Here is a 17,314-nt window from a genome sequence, read left to right as displayed (position 1 = left end):
GCACACGGGCTCAACAGCTATGCTGTTGAGCCCGTGTGCGTTTGGCAGAACTGACCCCGGATGGCTTAGGCTGCTGGGAGCTTGGCGATTTGTTCGCGCATCTTGTCCAGCGTAGCGGAGAAGTTGGCGACGCGTTCTTTTTCTTGCGCGACCACTTCGGCCGGCGCGCGGGCCACGAAGCTTTCGTTCGACAGCTTGCCGTTGGCCTTGTTGATCTCGCCTTCCAGGCGGGCGATCTCTTTGCTCAGGCGCTCACGCTCGGCTTTGACGTCGATTTCTACCTTCAGCATCATCTTGGTGGTGCCGACGATGCACACCGCTGCCGGCGATTCCGGCAGCACGTCCACAATCTGCACTTCCGACAGCTTGGCCAGCGATTGCACGTACGGCGCAAAGCCTTCCATCGCGGCCTTCTCGGCTGCGTTGCCCGGTTCGACGATCAGCGGCACGCGCAAGGATGGCGCCAGCTGCATTTCGCCGCGCAGGTTGCGGGTGGCGTCGGTCAGCGCTTTCAGCTGCTGCATCCAGGCTTCGGCCGACTCGTCGATGTTGGCGGTGTTGGCGATCGGATACGGCTGCATCATGATCGAGTCGCCAGTCTTGCCGGCCAGCGGGGCGACCGCCTGCCACAGTGCTTCGGTGACGAACGGGATTACCGGATGCGCCAGGCGCAGCACCACTTCCAGCACGCGCAGCAGCGTGTGGCGGGTGGCGCGTTGCTGGCCTTCGGTGCCGCTCTGTACCTGCACCTTGGCCACTTCCAGATACCAGTCGCAATACTCGTCCCAGACGAATTTGTAGATGGCCGAGGCGATGTTGTCGAAACGGTAGTCTTCGAAGCCCTTGGCCACTTCCAGTTCGGCCTTTTGCAGCAGCGAGATGATCCACTTGTCGGCGTTCGACAGGTCGGCTTCGCTGGCGCTGCAATCCTTTTCCTCCGTGTTCATCATCACGAAGCGGGTGGCGTTCCACAGCTTGTTGCAGAAGTTGCGGTAGCCTTCGGCACGGCCCAGGTCGAAGTTGATGTTGCGGCCCAGCGAGGCGTACGAGGCCATCGTGAAGCGCACCGCATCCGTACCGTAGGCAGCGATGCCGTTCGGGAATTCCTTGCGCGTGGCCTTGGCGATTTTCTCGGCGTCCTTGGGATTCATCAGGCCGGTGGTGCGCTTGGCTACCAGCGCTTCGACATCGATGCCGTCGATCAGGTCGATCGGGTCCAGCGTGTTGCCCTTGGACTTGGACATCTTCTGGCCCTGCGAGTCACGCACCAGGCCGTGTACGTAGACGGTTTCGAACGGCACTTTGCCGGTAAAGTGCGCAGTCATCATGACCATGCGCGCCACCCAGAAGAAGATGATGTCGAAGCCGGTCACCAGCACCGATGATGGCAGGAAGGCTTTGATGTCCGGCGTTTCTTCCGGCCAGCCCAGGGTCGAGAACGGCACCAGCGCGGACGAGAACCAGGTGTCCAGCACGTCGTTGTCACGGCGCAGCGGCGCGGTGATGCCCTTGGCTGCGGCTTGCGCCTTGGCTTCTTCCTCGGTCTTGGCGACGAAGATGTTGCCGGCGTCGTCGTACCACGCCGGGATCTGGTGGCCCCACCACAGCTGGCGCGAGATGCACCAGTCCTGGATGTTGTTCAGCCACTGGTTGTAGGTGGTGCTCCAGTTTTCCGGCACGAATTTGATTTCGCCGGTGGCGACTTTTTCCAGCGCCACTTCGGCAATCGATTTGCCCGGATTGAAGCTGCCTTCCGGCGCCGGCTTGCTCATGGCGACGAACCATTGGTCGGTCAGCATCGGTTCGATGACCACGCCCGTACGGTCGCCGCGCGGCACCATCAGCTTGTGAGGTTTGACTTCTTCCAGCAGGCCCTGTTCTTCCAGGTCGGCGACGATTTTCTTACGCGCGACGAAGCGGTCCAGGCCGCGGTAGGCTTCCGGCGCGTCGTCGACGATCTTGGCTTCCAGCGTCAGGATCGATGGCATCGCCAGGTTGTGGCGCTGACCGACGGCGTAGTCGTTGAAGTCGTGCGCTGGCGTGATTTTCACGCAGCCGGTGCCGAACGCCTTGTCGACGTATTCGTCGGCGATGATCGGGATTTCGCGGCCGACCAGCGGCAGCGTCAGCATCTTGCCAACCAGCGGCAGGTAGCGTTCGTCGGTCGGATCGACTGCCACGGCGACGTCGCCCAGCATGGTTTCAGGACGGGTGGTGGCCACGGTCAGCGAGCCGCTGCCATCGGCCAGCGGGTACTTGATGTACCACATCGAGCCGTTTTCTTCTTCCGATACCACTTCCAGGTCGGACACAGCCGTGCCCAGCACCGGGTCCCAGTTGACCAAGCGCTTGCCGCGATAGATCAGGCCTTGCTCGTGCAGGCGCACGAAGACGTCGGTGACCACCTTGGAGCGCTCGGCGTCCATGGTGAAGTATTCGCGTTTCCAGTCCGGCGAGGCGCCCAGGCGGCGCATCTGGCCAGTGATGGTGGAGCCGGATTTCTCCTTCCACTCCCAGACCTTCTTGATGAATTCTTCGCGGCCAAGGTCGTGGCGCGAGATTTTCTGCGCATCCAGCTGGCGTTCCACCACGATCTGGGTGGCGATGCCGGCGTGGTCGGTGCCAGGTATCCAGGCGGTGTTATGGCCCAGCATGCGGTGATAGCGGGTCAGGCCATCCATGATGGTCTGGTTGAAGGCATGGCCCATGTGCAGGGTGCCGGTGACGTTCGGCGGCGGCAGCTGGATGCTGAAAGAAGGTTTGCCGGCGTCGAGGGTGGCGGTGTAGTAACCGCGCGACTCCCACTCGCTGCGCCAGAACTGTTCAATGTCGGCAGGCTCGAAAGACTTGGCTAATTCCATGATATGGCTGAAGTAAGTAGTGAATTCGTTGGCGAAAACAGCCATTATAGATGACGCAGCCCCAGCTGCGTATTATTGCGGCAATGGCAAAATATTAAAAATACAATGAGGAGATGCAATGCCCGATTTTGAAACTTTAACTATTGCTGTCGAGGACCACATCGCCACGCTGCGGCTGAACCGGCCGGAGAAGCTGAATGCGATGAATGCGGCGATGTGGAGCGATCTTCGCGCCGCTTTTCGTTATGTCGATGAGACGCCGGCGATCCGCGTCGCCATCCTGGAAGGCGAGGGCAAGGCTTTCACGTCGGGCATCGACCTGCAGATGATGCTGGGCGTCGGCGCCCAGGTGCGCGATGACTGCGATGGCCGCACGCGCGAGAACCTGCGCCGCGTGATCCTCGACCTGCAGGAGTCGCTGACCAGCCTGGAGCGCTGCCGCAAGCCGGTGCTGGCGGCCGTGCATGGCGCTTGCGTCGGCGGCGGCATCGATCTGATCTGCTGCGCCGACATGCGCTATTGCTCGTCGGACGCCTGGTTCACCATCAAGGAAATCGATATCGGCATGGTGGCCGATGTAGGAACGTTGCAACGCCTGCCGCGCCTGGTCGGCGAAGGCATGGCGCGTGAGCTGGCTTACACCGCACGCAAATTCGATGCTGACGAGGCGAAGGAGATGCGTCTGGTCAACCGGGTGTTCGACACGCCGGAGGCGTTGCGCGCCGGCGTGCGCGAGATCGCCGCGCAGATGGCCGCCAAGTCGCCGCTGTCGGTGCGCGGCGTCAAGGAGATGATCAGCTACGCGCGCGACCACAGCGTTGCCGATGGCCTCAACTACGTCGCCACCTGGAACGCCGCCATGCTGATGTCCGCCGACCTGCAAGCCGCGATGACAGCAGGCATGAGCAAGTCCACGCCTATTTTCAAGGATTGAGCGCGTGCGCTGCCTGGCCGGCGGCGGCCAGGCGCCAGGTATTGCGGCCGGCGGCCTTGGCTTCGTACAGCGCAACGTCGGCGCGCTTGTATAGCTGTTCGTGGCTGTTGCCGCTGGCGTAGACGGCGGCGCCGATGCTGGCGCTGATTTCGATGACCGCGTCGCCATGCGGCAGCGGCGCTGCCAGGTTGGCCAGGATGCGTGCGCACACCGGTTCCAGCGTGGCACAGTCGGTGGTCTGGCTCAGCAGCACGGCGAATTCGTCGCCGCCGAGGCGGAATGGCCGGTCGGCTTCGCGCACCGCCGCGCGCAGGCGGTCGGCCGTCGCGGCCAGCAGAGCGTCGCCGGCGTCGTGGCCCAGCGTGTCGTTGACCGGCTTGAAGCGGTCCAGGTCGATCAGCAGCAGCGTGAAGGCGGGGCCGCCACGCTCGGCGTGCGCCACCAGGTGACGCAATTCGTCATTGAACAGGCGGCGATTGGCCAGGCCAGTCAGCGGATCGCCGTAGGCCAGCGTTTCCAGTTGCGCCTGGGTGGCGCGCAATTCGGCGGTGCGCGCTTCGACCATCGCTTCCAGTTCGCGCTGGCGGCGACGCAGGTAGGTGGTGCGCGCCTGCATCAGGCCGGCGCCCAGCAGTAGTCCCAGCGCACCCATCGCCACCCGCGCCAGCGGACGCTGATGCCAGGCCGGCATCACATGTACCGGCACCTCGACCGGCGTGGCCCAGTCGCCATTGCGGTTGGAGCCGCGCAGTTGCAGCACATAGTCGCCCGGCGGCAGGTTGTTATAGCTGGCGCGGCGCGAACTGGCTTCGCTGCTGACCCAGTTGGAGTCGAAACCCTTGAGCTGGTAGGCGTAGCGGTTGCGTTCCGGCGCCGTGTAGTCGAGCGCAGCGAACTCCAGCGAAAAGCCACGTTCGCGCGCGGTGGTCGGCACGACGATCGGCGCCGCCTTGGCGCCCCGGCCCTGGTTGTAGGCAGCGAACGGAATGTCCTTGTCGTTCAGCACGATGCGCGTGACCACCACGGGCGGCACATAGCGCCAGCTTTCCAGCGCCTGCGGCTTGACCACAGTGATGCCGGTCAGGCCGCCAAACACCAGGTCGCCGGAGGCGGTGACGGTGCCGGAATTGGTCCAGTAGGTCGGCACGTGCACGCCTTCGCCGGGGCCGAGCGGCTTGATCTCCAGCGTGCGCGGATCGATGCGCGCCAGGCCGGCGTCGGTGCTGGCCCAGATCATGCCCTGGCGGTCTTGCAGCAGCTTGTTGCCGCCGCTGTCGGGCAAGCCCTGCTGCATGCCCAGCCGGCGGAAACGGCGCCGGCCGTCGGGATCGGTGCGTTCGAGGATGACAACGCCGGTGCCAAAGTTGGACAGCCACAGCCGTCCCTGGCCATCCAGCAGCAGCGACGACACATAGCCGGGCGGTAGCCGGTCCGGCGTCGACAGGTCGGCGGGGATTGCCTCGACCTCGTTGACGCCGACCCTTGCCAGGCCGGTGCGGGTGCCTACCCAGACGTCGTTGCCGACCGGCAGAATGGACGTCACACGCGGATCGCCCAGGCTTTTGTCTTCATGCCGCAGCAGGTGCTGCACGCCATGCTGCCCCAGTTCCAGCGCCCACACGCCATCCAGTCCACCCATCCACAGCGTGTTGCCGCTGACCGCCAGCGCCCACACTTCCTCTTCGTCACGCCGCTGCGGCAGCTTGACCCGCTGCACGTGGCTGCCATCGGCGGCGGCGCGGTACAGGCCGTTCTGCGTGCCGATATACACCTCGCCACCGGGCCCGGCGGCCATCGTCAGCACGCGGCCTTGCGGCATGCCGTTACTGGCCAGCAGCCACCGGCTGAGGCCGTGCTTCGGATCGACGATGGCGACACCGCCGTTAATCATGCCCAGCCACAGCCGGCCGTCGGGCGTGACCAGGGTGCTGGGCACGCTGATAATCCCGCTGCGGCCGGCGTCCAGGTAGCGGATGGTAGCCACTGCGTCCGGCTGCGGCGCATGCTGGCTGATGCCGGCCATGTTGGAGGCGTAGATGATGCCGCTGCGTTCGCGGAACATGGCCATCACATCGTTGTCGGCCAGGCTGTCGGCCGCGTCGGCGCGGTGGCGGATGCGACGCGAGCTGTGGTGCTGCACGTCGTACACGACGATGCCGCCGTTGGCGCCATTGGTGCCGAACCAGATTTCGCCTGGCGCCGCTTCGACGATTGCCGATATTCGCTCACCGTGCAGCGTCGCCTGCGGAGCGCTTTCATGCACCGGCGTCGCAGCGGTGTCCCCTGGCGCGATGACGAAAGCGCCGCCGTTGCGGCTGCCGATCCACAGCCGGCCATCGCTGTCCTTGAGCAGCGCGCTGATCGGCATATTGGGTTTGCCGCCCAGCAGAATCTGCCGCGCTGCCTGTCCCTGTTTCAGATGGAATAGTCCGCGCCGCGTGCCGACCCACAGGCCGCCGTCGGCGTCGTGCAGCAGCGCGTCGATGCCGCCCTCGGGCAGCGCGGCGGCGCCGTAGTCGTCGCCCAGGCGGTTGAATTTTCCGTCCGCCGCCAGGTGTTCCAGGCCGCTGCCGGTGGCGATCCACAGACCGCCGGCGCCGTCATCGGCCATCGCCGCCACGCGCGGGTCGCGTAGGCCGGTGGGACTGGCGCGGTAGCGGATGAAATTGTCGTGCTCCGGATCGTAGCGCACCAGGCCACCGGAATTCATGCCGGCCCACAGGCGTCCCTGGGTATCGACGTGCACACTCATGACATAGCTGTCGGGCAGGGCATCGTCGCGCGCGTCGGCCAGATACTTGACGTGGCGGTTGCCATCCCAGCGCACCAGGCCGGCCTGGGTGCCGATCCATACAAAGCCCTGGCGGTCCTGCGCAAAACACAGGCCGCTGCTGATGTCGTTGTGCACGTAGCGCTTGAACGCGGTGAAGGACATGCTGTCCCAGCGCTCGCCGCTGTCGGCGCGCGCACCCAGCCCCGGCGCCAGGCACAGTGCCATGCACAAGGCGGCAAGAAGGCGCAGACGGCGTGGCGGCGGAGTGGACGGGTGTTGAGCGTTGCTGTGTAGCATGAGGACACTATACCTGAGCACTTGCTCGCTGAATGTGGGATTTTTGCCACTTTGATGACGACACGGTTATAATCGTCGCGCTGCCGCAAGGTGGCAAACGCTAGGGGTCCTGCGTCGTGTGAGCGACGCGGGTGAGAAATACCCTCCGAACCTGATCTGGATAATGCCAGCGAAGGGAAGCTTAGGATGTCTGCCGCGCACCGATGGTGCAGGTGGTCGTCCAACCTCCTTTGCTGGCTCCTGTAGCCCAACAAAGGAGCCAAATGAACGCCAACCCGAAATTCGTGTCCGCCACCGCCACGGTGGACGAGGCAGCGATACAGCCACTTCCCAATTCCCGCAAGATCTATGTGCAAGGCAGCCGCGCCGACCTGCGTGTGCCGATGCGCGCCATCTCGCAGGCCGATACGCCGGCCTCGTTCGGCTTCGAGGCCAATCCGCCGGTCTACGTCTACGATACGTCCGGCCCGTACACCGATCCGGATGCGCAGATCGATATCCGTTCCGGCCTGGACGCCACGCCGCGCCTGCCGTGGATACTGGAGCGCGACGATACCGAGGAACTGGATGGCCCGACTTCCGCATATGGCCAGGCGCGGCTGGCCGATCCGGCGCTGGAGGAGTTGCGCTTCAACCTGCACCGCAAGCCGCGCCGCGCACGCGCAGGCTGCAACGTCACGCAGATGCATTACGCGCGCCAGGGCATCATCACGCCGGAGATGGAGTTTGTCGCCATCCGCGAGAATCTGCGTCGCAAGGAGTATATCGAGAGCCTGAAAGTCTCCGGCCCGAATGGACAGCGGCTGGCGGAACTGATGGGGCGCCAGCATCCGGGGCAGGCTTATGGCGCAAGCATTCCGGCCGAGATCACGGCAGAATTCGTGCGCGAAGAGATCGCGCGCGGCCGCGCCATCATCCCGTCCAACATCAACCACCCGGAGGTGGAGCCGATGATTATCGGCCGTAATTTCCTGGTCAAGATCAACGCCAATATCGGCAACTCGGCGGTGACATCGTCGATCGGCGAAGAGGTGGAGAAGATGACATGGTCGATCCGCTGGGGAGGCGATACGGTGATGGATCTGTCGACCGGCAAGCATATTCACGAAACGCGCGAGTGGATCATTCGTAATTCGCCTGTACCTATCGGCACCGTGCCGATTTACCAGGCGCTGGAGAAGGTCAACGGCAAGGCCGAGGACCTGACCTGGGAAATCTTCCGCGATACGCTGGTCGAGCAGGCAGAGCAGGGCGTCGACTACTTCACCATCCACGCCGGCGTGCTGCTGCGCTACGTGCCGCTGACCGCCAAGCGCATGACGGGCATCGTCTCGCGTGGCGGTTCGATCATGGCCAAGTGGTGCCTGGCGCATCACCAGGAGTCCTTCCTGTACACGCACTTTGAAGAAATCTGCGAAATCATGAAGGCCTACGATGTGGCGTTCTCGCTGGGCGATGGCCTGCGTCCGGGCTCGATCTACGATGCCAACGATGAGGCGCAACTGGGCGAGCTGAAAACGCTGGGCGAGCTGACGCAGATCGCCTGGAAGCACGACGTGCAGGTGATGATCGAGGGGCCTGGCCATGTGCCGATGCAGCTCATCAAGGAAAACATGGACCTGCAACTGGAGCAGTGCCACGAGGCGCCGTTCTACACGCTGGGGCCTTTGACCACCGATATCGCACCAGGCTATGACCACATCACCTCGGGCATCGGCGCGGCGCAAATCGGCTGGTATGGCACGGCGATGCTGTGCTATGTGACGCCGAAGGAGCACCTTGGCCTGCCGGATAAAAACGACGTCAAGGACGGCATCATCACCTACAAGATCGCCGCGCATGCGGCCGATCTGGCCAAGGGCCATCCGGGCGCGCAGATCCGCGATAACGCCTTGTCGAAGGCGCGCTTTGAATTCCGCTGGGAAGACCAGTTCAATCTCGGCCTCGATCCGGACAAGGCGCGTGAGTTCCACGACGAGACCTTGCCCAAGGATTCGGCCAAGGTGGCGCATTTCTGCTCGATGTGCGGGCCGCACTTCTGCTCGATGAAGATCACGCAGGAAGTACGCGCGTATGCGGAAAATGGCATGCAGGTCAAGGCGGTGGAGTTCATGAAGAACGGCGCAGAACTGTATAGCAAGGCGTGAATCATGATTGAGATCGAATTGAATGGCGCGCCGCACCGCGTGCCGGCGCAGCAGACCTTGCACCAGCTGGTGGATGCGCTGGAACTGGGCGGCCAGGCGCTGGCGCTGGCGGTCAACCGCGCCGTGGTACCGCGCCAGCAGTGGCCGGAACGCGTCCTGCAGGCGCAGGATAAAGTGGATATTGTGCGCGCCATCGGTGGCGGCTGATTGGAGATGTGAGATGAATGATGTATTGAAAATTGCAGGCAAAACGTATCAATCGCGTTTGCTGGTTGGTAGCGGCAAGTACAAGGATTTGCAGCAGACCCGCGAGGCGACCGATGCCGCCGAGGCGGAGATTATTACGGTGGCGATCCGCCGCGTGAATATCGGCCAGGATCCGAAGGCGCCATCGTTGCTGGATGTGCTGCCGCCGTCCCAGTACACCATCCTGCCGAATACCGCTGGCTGCTACACGGCGAAGGATGCGGTCTACACCTTGCAGATGGCGCGCGAACTGCTGAACGGGCATAAGCTGGTGAAGCTGGAGGTGCTGGGCGATGAGAAGACCTTGTTCCCCAACATGCCTGAGACCCTGGTCGCCGCACGCGAGCTGGTGAAGGATGGTTTCGATGTGATGGTGTATTGCAGCGATGATCCGATCCAGGCGCGCATGCTGGAAGATATCGGCTGCGTGGCGGTGATGCCGCTGGCGTCGCTGATCGGCTCCGGCATGGGCATCCTGAATCCGTGGAACCTGTCGCTGATTATCGAGCAATCGCAGGTGCCGGTGCTGGTGGATGCGGGTGTGGGCACGGCGTCGGATGCGGCGATTGCGATGGAGCTGGGCTGCGATGGCGTGTTGATGAACACTGCCATCGCTGGCGCGCAGGACCCGGTGCGCATGGCGCGAGCCATGAAGCTGGGCGTGCAGGCAGGCCGCGAGGCTTATCTGGCGGGGCGTATTCCGCGCAAGTTCGCTGCCTCGCCATCGTCGCCGATGGCCGGCCGGCTGGCGTGATGTCGCCCGGCGCATCGTCATCGCGCGGGATGGCGGCGGCCGGCGTTGCCGTCGCCGCCGAGGAGCGGCCGTGCGTGCTGGTGTTTGCCGGGCTCGATCCGTCCGGCGGCGCCGGCTTGACGGCGGATCTGCAGGCGATTGCCGGGCAGGGCGCGCATGCGCTGACTGTCTGCACGGCGCTGACAGTGCAGGACAATGACCGCGTGTATGGCGTGCAGCCGGTGGACGCGGAACTGGTGCTGCGCCAGGCCCGCGCCCTGGCCGATAAGATCGCGATCGCCGCGATCAAGATCGGCATCACCGGCAGCGCCGCCAACGCACAAGCAATCGCCGGGTTCATCACCTGGCTCCGCGAACGCCGGCAGACGGTGCTGCACGACCTGCCGGTGGTGCTTGATCCTGTGCTGGCCAGCGGCCATGGCGACTTGCTGTCGCGCGACGATGCCATGCTGGCGTTGGCGCCGTTGCTGCCGCTGACCACCGTGCTCACGCCTAACGGCCCCGAAGCACAGGCACTCACCGGCGCCACCCGAGCCGACGAGCAAGCAGCCATCCTGCGCGCACGCGGCTGCCGCCACGTTCTCATCACCGGTGGCCATGGCGAGGGCGACGAGGTAGTCAACCGCTGGCATGGCCCGGACGCGCCACGTGCATGGCGCTGGCCCCGTCTGGATGGCGCCTTTCACGGCAGCGGCTGCACGCTGGCAGCAGCCATCGCCGGCCAGCTCGCACTTGGCATGCCGACCGCAGTGGCGCTGGAGCACGCCCAACACTACGTCTACCACGCGCTGCGCGACGCCTACGCCATCGCATCAGGCCAGCGCATCCCCTTACGTTAAACCAAGGAACACACCATGCAAGGACTCTACCTCGTCACGCCCAACTGGGACGACACCGACCGCCTGCTGCACCTCAGCGAGCAAGCCATGCAAGCCGGCCACATCGCATTGCTGCAATACCGCCACAAGGACGCCAGCCCGGCAATGCGCGCGGAGCAGGCCGCCGCTTTGCAGGCCTTGTGCCGCCGCTACAAGGTGCCGTTCATCATCAACGACCATGTCGACCTGTGCGCACAGCTGGACGCCGATGGCGTGCATCTCGGCGGCACCGACGCTGAAGTCGCCGCCGTCCGCGCGCAACTCGGTGCCGGCAAACTCATCGGCGCTTCCTGCTACGGCGACCTGCCGCGCGCGATACAAGCGCAGCAGGCCGGCGCCAGCTACGTCGCCTTCGGCGGCTTCTATCCTTCGCGCGTAAAAAAATACGCTGTCACCACGCCTCCCGCCATCCTCGGCCAGGCTAGCGCAGTCATCCGTGTGCCCACGGTCGTCATCGGCGGCATGACGCCGCAAAACGCCGCGCCGCTGGTCGCGCGCGGCGCCAATATGGTGGCCGCGATCAGCAGCATCTATCAAGCTGAAAGTGTGGCGCGGGCGGTCGTCGAGTTCAATACGCTTTTCAAGCAGCAATAAAACGCTTGAAGTGTGGACGGTTTTCGGCTTTATAATGGGGCCGTTAGTATTAGCCCAAGGTTGCCGACCCTATGCCTTTATCCTCTATCAGCCCGAAGCGCCTGATTCTCATCGTCGATGACGATCCCCTGCTGCTCGACTTCCTCGGCGAAGTGCTCGGCCATGCCGGCTACGACGTCGCCAAGGCATCCTCGGCAGAGCAAGCCCTGCAACTGATTGCCCAGCGCGAACCCGACCTGGCCCTGCTCGACATCCACATGCCCGGCATGAATGGCCTGGAACTGGCCAAGCAACTGCACGCCACCAGCTCGGTGCCGTTCATGTTCCTGTCCGGCCGTGGCGATGCCGACGCCGGCAAGCAGGCCGCCTCGTACGGCGCGGTGGGCTTCCTGGTCAAGCCGGTCGATGAGAAACAGCTGATGCCGGCGTTTGCCGCCGGCCTGGCGCGCGCCGACGAAATCCGTCAACTGCGCCGCACCGAGCTGAACCTGAATGCCGCACTGGCCGCCGGCCGCGAAACCAGCCTGGCCGTGGGCCTGTTGATGTGCAAATTCCAGACCGACCGCAACACCGCGTTCGAGGTGCTGCGCGATCACGCCCGCTCCAACCGCCGCAAGGTCAACGAGGTGGCGGACCAGTTGCTGGCGGCTGAAGAGACGCTCAACAGCTTGCATGCTGCATTCAACCATCGTCTGAAAAAGTAAACGTCCAAGGCAATTTTTCTTGTCTTAAGGCATTTTTGTTATACACTACTGTCTGAGCGGCGGATAAATCTTATCTGCCTGCCTCAGCAGCGACAGGGCCCCAATCTGCGCCTGTCGTCTCAATGAGCGCCTGTACCCTGCGCCACCCCCCGATTCCTTCGGCCCAACTCCGCCGAGCTTGCAGTGAGCTTTCCAAGCGGAGACAGCCATGACCAACGATCTGCCCAGCAGCACCTATCGCCCGTTCACCGTAGCAACCGGTGGCGCCATCGGTTTTTCCATCTTTGCCACCGCGCCGCGTGTGCTGCACATCGACAGCGACCACGACTCGGCACTGGTGCTGGCCGCCTTGCTGGTGCCGGAAACGCAAGTGACCCACGTGCCGACGCTGGCTGCCGCGCAGGAATTGCTGCGCACTGAAAAATTCGCGCTGGTGGTGCTGGATCCGGACCTGCCGGATGGCGACGGTACCGACCTGCTGCCGGAAGTGCGCGTGTTGCAGGCGGAAGCCCGTGTGCTGATGTATTCGGCACGCCATCCGGAACAGCACAACGCCGGCAGCGCCTTCCTGCCGAAACCATGGACCTCGCCGCGCCAGCTGTGGCGCACGGTGTCCGACCTGCTGGGCGTCGGCCCTGCGATGCCGGTTGAACCCCAATAATCGCGTTATTGATAATAAATACAAGGTGACGCTGCTCTGATCTTGTTGCGTGACTGGCGGAAGTGATAGTCTGCCGGATCAACTCAAACAGGACACACACAGATGACGTCACCTATCAAACTCGCCATCGTCGGCGTGGGCAAGATCGTTTACGACCAGCACTTGCCAGCCATTACCGCCAATGGCGATTACGCGCTGGTCGCGACCGCCAGCCGCAACAACACCATCGACAAGGTGCCGAGCTTCCCGACCATCGAAGCGATGCTGGAAGCGCGTCCGGACATTGAAGCCGTCTCGCTGTGCATGCCGCCGCAATACCGCTATGCCGCCGCGCGCAAGGCGCTAGCCGCCGGCAAGCACGTATTCCTGGAAAAACCGCCGGGCGCCACGCTGTCGGAAGTGGCTGACCTGGAAGCCTTTGCAGCAGAGCAGGGCGTCAGCCTGTTCGCCAGCTGGCATTCGCGCTATGCACCTGGCGTGCAGCCGGCCAAGGCGTATCTGGCGGTCGAAAAGCCCACCGCAATGCACGTGATCTGGAAAGAAGACGTGCGCCAGTGGCACCCGAACCAGGACTGGATCTGGCAGGCGGGCGGCCTGGGCGTGTTCGATCCGGGCATCAACGCGCTGTCGATCGTCACCGAAATCCTGCCAGCGGCGGTATTCCTGACCAGGGCCGCGCTGGAATTCCCGGAAAACCGCGACGCACCGATCGGCGCCGACCTGCACTTCCAGGATGCTGATGGTATCAAGGTGCATGCCGAATTCGACTGGCGCCAGACCGGCAAGCAAAGCTGGGATATCGTCGTCACCACCGCCAAGGGCGAAGTCAAGCTGGCCGACGGCGGCGCGCGCCTGTGGATCAACGGCGCCGAACAGCAGCTGGAGAAGGAAGCCGAGTACCCATCGCTGTACCAGCGCTTCGCCGAGATCATCCGCGCCGGCAAGTCGGATGTCGATGTGGCGCCGCTGCGTCACGTGGCCGACGCCTTCATGCTGGGCCAGCGTAAAGTGGTGGACGCTTTCCACGACTGATTTGTTATCATGATGTTCCAACGCGAAAGGAATATCATGAAAACCAAAGCAGCCGTTGCCTGGCAAGCGGGCAAGCCCCTGACCATTGAAGAAGTCGAGCTGGGCGGCCCGCGCGAAGGCGAAGTGCTGGTGGAAATCAAGGCCACCGGCATCTGCCATACCGATTACTACACCTTGTCCGGCGCCGATCCGGAAGGGATCTTCCCGGCGATCCTGGGCCATGAAGGCGCAGGCATCGTGGTGGATGTCGGCCCCGGCGTCAAATCGCTGAAGAAGGACGACCACGTCATTCCGCTGTACACGCCGGAGTGCCGCCAGTGCAAATTCTGCCTGTCGCAGAAAACCAATCTGTGCCAGTCGATCCGTTCCACGCAGGGCAAGGGCCTGATGCCGGATGCGACCAGCCGCTTCTCCATTGACGGCAAGCCTATCTATCACTACATGGGCACGTCGACCTTCTCCAATTACATCGTGGTGCCGGAAATCGCACTGGCCAAGATCCGCGAAGATGCGCCGTTCGATAAAGTTTGCTACATCGGTTGTGGCGTCACCACCGGCGTGGGCGCGGTGCTGTTCACCGCCAAGGTCGAAGCGGGCGCGAATGTGGTGGTGTTCGGCCTGGGCGGCATCGGTCTGAACGTGATTCAGGCGGCCAAGATGGTGGGCGCCGACAAGATCATCGGTGTGGATATCAATCCGGCCCGTCAGGAAATGGCGCGCAAGTTCGGCATGACGCATTTCATCAATCCGAATGAAGTGGAAAACGTGGTGGACCACATTATCCAGCTGACCGACGGCGGCGCCGATTACAGCTTCGAGTGCGTCGGCAACACCACGCTGATGCGCCAGGCGCTGGAGTGCTGCCACAAAGGCTGGGGCAAGTCGATCATCATCGGCGTGGCGGCGGCTGGCCAGGAAATCTCCACCCGCCCGTTCCAGCTGGTGACTGGCCGCGAGTGGAAAGGCTCGGCCTTTGGCGGCGCCCGTGGCCGTACCGATGTGCCGAAGATTGTTGACTGGTACATGGAAGGCAAACTCAATATCGACGACCTGATTACCCACCGCCTGAAGCTGGAAGATATCAACCAGGGCTTCGACCTGATGAAGAGCGGCGAGTCGATCCGCTCTGTCGTGCTGTACTAAACGCACACCTCACGGATGTAGAAAAAAAGTTCTAGACTTCGCAATCTAGATAACTTATTCTACATCCATGAGCCCACATCTGACTCCCTTGCTGCAAGCACTTGTGCCCGCGACTGGCTGGGCGCTGTTGCATTTCGTCTGGCAAGGCCTGCTGATCGGCTGGGGCGTGGCGCTGGCCATGCAACTGCTGCGCAAGGCGCGTCCGCAGACACGCTACGCTGTCGCATGCGCCGGCATGCTGCTGTGCATCGCACTGCCGTTGTCGAGCATTGTCGTTCAACTGGCCGATGCTGATGCGGGCGAGGAGGCAGCGATGGCTGTGGTGGTTGCTGGCAGTGATGGCGGCGTCCCCGCTGCCGTGCTATCGCTGCCAACGCTGGTCAGCGACAGCACACTGGATGCCGTGCAAGCGACCATGCGCCGCCAACTGCCGTGGATCGTCGGCCTGTGGCTGGCGGGCGCGGCGCTGATGTCCTTGCGCCTGGCGATCGGCCTGAAATGGGTTGCGGACCGCACGCGGCCGGACGAATACACCACCAATCCTTACTGGCAGCGCCGCTTGTCCGAGCTGGCGCGCCGCTTCGGCCTGGAACAGCATGTGCGGCTGGGCGTGGTCGACAAGCTCGACAGCCCGATTACCGCCGGCTGCTGGAAGCCGATCGTGCTGGTGCCGGCGGCGCTGGTCACCGGCATGCCGGCCGACCTGCTGGAAGCGCTGCTGGCGCACGAGCTGGCACATATCAAACGACATGACTATCTGGTCAACCTCCTACAAAGCGCGATCGAGATCGTGCTGTTCTATCACCCTAGTGTTTGGGCTATATCGCGCAGGATACGGATCGAGCGGGAACAAATCGCCGACGACCTGGCCGTGGGTATGCTCGGCCAGCCGCAAAAGCTGGCGCAAGCCCTGTCGCAACTGGATCAGTTCCAGTTCGATACAACACAACTAGCCCATGCGGCTCACGGAGGAAATCTCATGTCTCGTATTAAACGCCTGCTGCGCCCGGATGTAGAACCAGTCAGCTGGAGATTGGCTGTGCCACTGGCCGGCCTGTTCGCCGCCGGCGCAGTGTTCTACGCGCACGCCACGCCGCAACCACCAGCCCCGCCCGCACCACCAGCCTCGCCAATGATGGTTGAGGCCGCCGCTCCCGTCACGCCAGCTGATCCAGCCGCCCCGGCCAATCCAGCGGACGCCGCCTCTGTCGCAGAACTCGTCGCCAAGCCAGCCCCGGCCGCCCCCGCAGAACACGCAGAACACGCAGAACACGCAGCACCCGCAGCACCCGCAGCACCGGTAGCACCCGCAGCACCTGTAGCACTTGCAGCACCTGCTGCCCCTGCGGCTCCCTTGGCCGCACCGGCAATGGCTGCGCTGCCACAGCAGTTGCCCGCACCGCGCCCGGTCACCATGCTGCAGCCAGCTAACGTCGCGGTCGTCGCGCCGGTGGTTCCCGTCCTGCCAGCGCCACAAGTCGCACCAGTCGCGGCTGCCCCGATCTCCATGAAGTTTGAGCGCCTCAATTACAACGACCGCGCCACCGGCCTGTCGTATGCGCTGGTGCCGCACAAGCAGGACCGCATGATCGTCTCGGCCAGCCGTGGCGACTTGGTGGCTGTCGACAAGATGCGCCGCAACTACAGCACCGACTTCATCTGGTTCCGCGACGGCAGCAAGGCCTACATCATCCACGAACCCACGCTGGTGGCCAAGGCCAACCAGGCATGGGCGGAACCCAACCGCATCGGCGCGCTAATGGACGAGCAGGGCCGCAAGATGGACGTGCACAGCAAGGAAATCGACGCCGCCGCACGCGAAATGGACAGCCTGGTCGGCGCCACCGAACGCGGCCCGCAGCGGGAACTGGAAGCGCAGCAGCGCCTGATCGAGCGCGTCGCCCGTCAGCAGGAGGCGGTCGGCCGCCGCATGGAGCAGGCCGGACGCGAGGTCGAAGCCAATCCCAGCAAGGAAAACCTGCGCAGCTTCCGCGAGCGCCAGGAGCAGCTGCGTGCCGAAATGGCGCCGCTGAACAAGCAGATGGCGCTCTACCAGCGCGACCTGTCGGCGCTGGCCAGCAAGATGGCTGCCACAGAGCAACCCACGCGCGAACTGGGCCGCAAGATGGACGCGCTGCACAAGCCGATGGCGGAACTGGGCCAGCGCATGGGCGAACTGGGCCGCCAGCAGGCGGAGGCCACCCGCGTGGCCGAGCGCACGCTGCGCGAGGTGATCCGCGAAGCACAGCAGAACGGCAAGGCCATTCCTGTTACGCCGTCAACCTGAGGC

At 63.9% G+C, this 17,314-nt stretch carries 13 protein-coding genes and 1 riboswitch; of the genes, 11 read left to right on the top strand and 2 right to left on the bottom strand.

Annotated features, from left to right (window positions below):
• Positions 1-65: 65 nt before the first annotated feature.
• Positions 66-2,861 carry a valine--tRNA ligase gene (locus BLS51_RS19505; protein ID WP_090187303.1) on the bottom strand — a complete coding sequence of 932 codons (2,796 nt, stop codon included), beginning with the start codon at positions 2,859-2,861 and terminating at the stop codon, positions 66-68.
• Positions 2,862-2,979: 118 nt separating this feature from the next.
• On the opposite strand from BLS51_RS19505, the gene BLS51_RS19500 reads away from it, so the two are divergent.
• Positions 2,980-3,795: a crotonase/enoyl-CoA hydratase family protein gene (locus BLS51_RS19500; protein ID WP_090186821.1), complete on the top strand. Its 816-nt coding sequence runs from the start codon at positions 2,980-2,982 to the stop codon at positions 3,793-3,795.
• Here BLS51_RS19500 and BLS51_RS19495 read toward each other — a convergent pair.
• The gene (locus BLS51_RS19495; RefSeq protein ID WP_175472630.1) at positions 3,785-6,793 is read right to left on the bottom strand and encodes a ligand-binding sensor domain-containing diguanylate cyclase; all 3,009 of its coding nucleotides are present in this window, start codon (positions 6,791-6,793) and stop codon (positions 3,785-3,787) included. The genes BLS51_RS19500 and BLS51_RS19495 overlap by 11 nt on opposite strands.
• Positions 6,794-6,957: 164 nt before the next feature.
• Positions 6,958-7,060: riboswitch (TPP riboswitch) on the top strand.
• A 68-nt stretch (positions 7,061-7,128) separates the two neighbouring features.
• Between BLS51_RS19495 and thiC the strand changes: the two genes are divergently transcribed.
• From thiC to BLS51_RS30530, 10 genes are all read left to right on the top strand, one after another.
• Positions 7,129-9,012 carry a phosphomethylpyrimidine synthase ThiC gene (gene thiC / locus BLS51_RS19490; RefSeq protein ID WP_090186815.1) on the top strand — a complete coding sequence of 628 codons (1,884 nt, stop codon included), beginning with the start codon at positions 7,129-7,131 and terminating at the stop codon, positions 9,010-9,012.
• A 3-nt stretch (positions 9,013-9,015) separates the two neighbouring features.
• Positions 9,016-9,219: a sulfur carrier protein ThiS gene (gene thiS / locus BLS51_RS19485; RefSeq protein WP_090186811.1), complete on the top strand. Its 204-nt coding sequence runs from the start codon at positions 9,016-9,018 to the stop codon at positions 9,217-9,219.
• Between the two features lie 13 nt (positions 9,220-9,232).
• Positions 9,233-10,012, top strand: a complete 780-nt coding sequence (locus BLS51_RS19480) for a thiazole synthase (protein WP_090186807.1) — start codon at positions 9,233-9,235, stop codon at positions 10,010-10,012.
• 29 nt (positions 10,013-10,041) lie between these two features.
• Positions 10,042-10,851: a bifunctional hydroxymethylpyrimidine kinase/phosphomethylpyrimidine kinase gene (locus tag BLS51_RS19475; RefSeq protein ID WP_090186804.1), complete on the top strand. Its 810-nt coding sequence runs from the start codon at positions 10,042-10,044 to the stop codon at positions 10,849-10,851.
• A 15-nt stretch (positions 10,852-10,866) separates the two neighbouring features.
• Positions 10,867-11,484, top strand: a complete 618-nt coding sequence (gene thiE / locus BLS51_RS19470; protein WP_090186801.1) for a thiamine phosphate synthase — start codon at positions 10,867-10,869, stop codon at positions 11,482-11,484.
• Positions 11,485-11,555: 71 nt separating this feature from the next.
• Positions 11,556-12,188 carry an ANTAR domain-containing response regulator gene (locus BLS51_RS19465; RefSeq protein ID WP_090186797.1) on the top strand — a complete coding sequence of 211 codons (633 nt, stop codon included), beginning with the start codon at positions 11,556-11,558 and terminating at the stop codon, positions 12,186-12,188.
• Between the two features lie 208 nt (positions 12,189-12,396).
• Complete coding sequence (locus BLS51_RS19460) at positions 12,397-12,849, top strand: response regulator (RefSeq protein ID WP_090186794.1); 453 nt, start codon at positions 12,397-12,399, stop codon at positions 12,847-12,849.
• 102 nt (positions 12,850-12,951) lie between these two features.
• Positions 12,952-13,881, top strand: a complete 930-nt coding sequence (locus tag BLS51_RS19455) for a Gfo/Idh/MocA family protein (RefSeq protein WP_090186791.1) — start codon at positions 12,952-12,954, stop codon at positions 13,879-13,881.
• A 36-nt stretch (positions 13,882-13,917) separates the two neighbouring features.
• A complete protein-coding gene (locus BLS51_RS19450; protein WP_090186786.1) occupies positions 13,918-15,024 on the top strand; it encodes an S-(hydroxymethyl)glutathione dehydrogenase/class III alcohol dehydrogenase in 1,107 nt (368 codons plus the stop codon).
• Between the two features lie 67 nt (positions 15,025-15,091).
• A complete protein-coding gene (locus BLS51_RS30530; RefSeq protein WP_139168737.1) occupies positions 15,092-17,311 on the top strand; it encodes a M56 family metallopeptidase in 2,220 nt (739 codons plus the stop codon).
• Positions 17,312-17,314: the final 3 nt, after the last annotated feature.

This window comes from Duganella sp. OV510, from assembly GCF_900100205.1.
GTDB lineage: Bacteria > Pseudomonadota > Gammaproteobacteria > Burkholderiales > Burkholderiaceae_D > Rugamonas.
The sequence above is the reverse complement of the archived record's forward strand: the minus strand, read 5'-3'. Positions and strand labels throughout refer to the sequence as shown.

Excerpts from the sequence above, each read along its gene's own strand:
- BLS51_RS19505 (WP_090187303.1), bottom strand. The coding sequence starts at position 2,861 with ATGGAATTAGCCAAGTCTTTCGAGCCTGCCGACATTGAACAGTTCTGG.
- BLS51_RS19500 (WP_090186821.1), top strand. The coding sequence starts at position 2,980 with ATGCCCGATTTTGAAACTTTAACTATTGCTGTCGAGGACCACATCGCC.
- BLS51_RS19495 (WP_175472630.1), bottom strand. The coding sequence starts at position 6,793 with ATGGCACTGTGCCTGGCGCCGGGGCTGGGTGCGCGCGCCGACAGCGGC.
- thiC (WP_090186815.1), top strand. The coding sequence starts at position 7,129 with ATGAACGCCAACCCGAAATTCGTGTCCGCCACCGCCACGGTGGACGAG.
- thiS (WP_090186811.1), top strand. The coding sequence starts at position 9,016 with ATGATTGAGATCGAATTGAATGGCGCGCCGCACCGCGTGCCGGCGCAG.
- BLS51_RS19480 (WP_090186807.1), top strand. The coding sequence starts at position 9,233 with ATGAATGATGTATTGAAAATTGCAGGCAAAACGTATCAATCGCGTTTG.
- BLS51_RS19475 (WP_090186804.1), top strand. The coding sequence starts at position 10,042 with ATGGCGGCGGCCGGCGTTGCCGTCGCCGCCGAGGAGCGGCCGTGCGTG.
- thiE (WP_090186801.1), top strand. The coding sequence starts at position 10,867 with ATGCAAGGACTCTACCTCGTCACGCCCAACTGGGACGACACCGACCGC.
- BLS51_RS19465 (WP_090186797.1), top strand. The coding sequence starts at position 11,556 with ATGCCTTTATCCTCTATCAGCCCGAAGCGCCTGATTCTCATCGTCGAT.
- BLS51_RS19460 (WP_090186794.1), top strand. The coding sequence starts at position 12,397 with ATGACCAACGATCTGCCCAGCAGCACCTATCGCCCGTTCACCGTAGCA.
- BLS51_RS19455 (WP_090186791.1), top strand. The coding sequence starts at position 12,952 with ATGACGTCACCTATCAAACTCGCCATCGTCGGCGTGGGCAAGATCGTT.
- BLS51_RS19450 (WP_090186786.1), top strand. The coding sequence starts at position 13,918 with ATGAAAACCAAAGCAGCCGTTGCCTGGCAAGCGGGCAAGCCCCTGACC.
- BLS51_RS30530 (WP_139168737.1), top strand. The coding sequence starts at position 15,092 with ATGAGCCCACATCTGACTCCCTTGCTGCAAGCACTTGTGCCCGCGACT.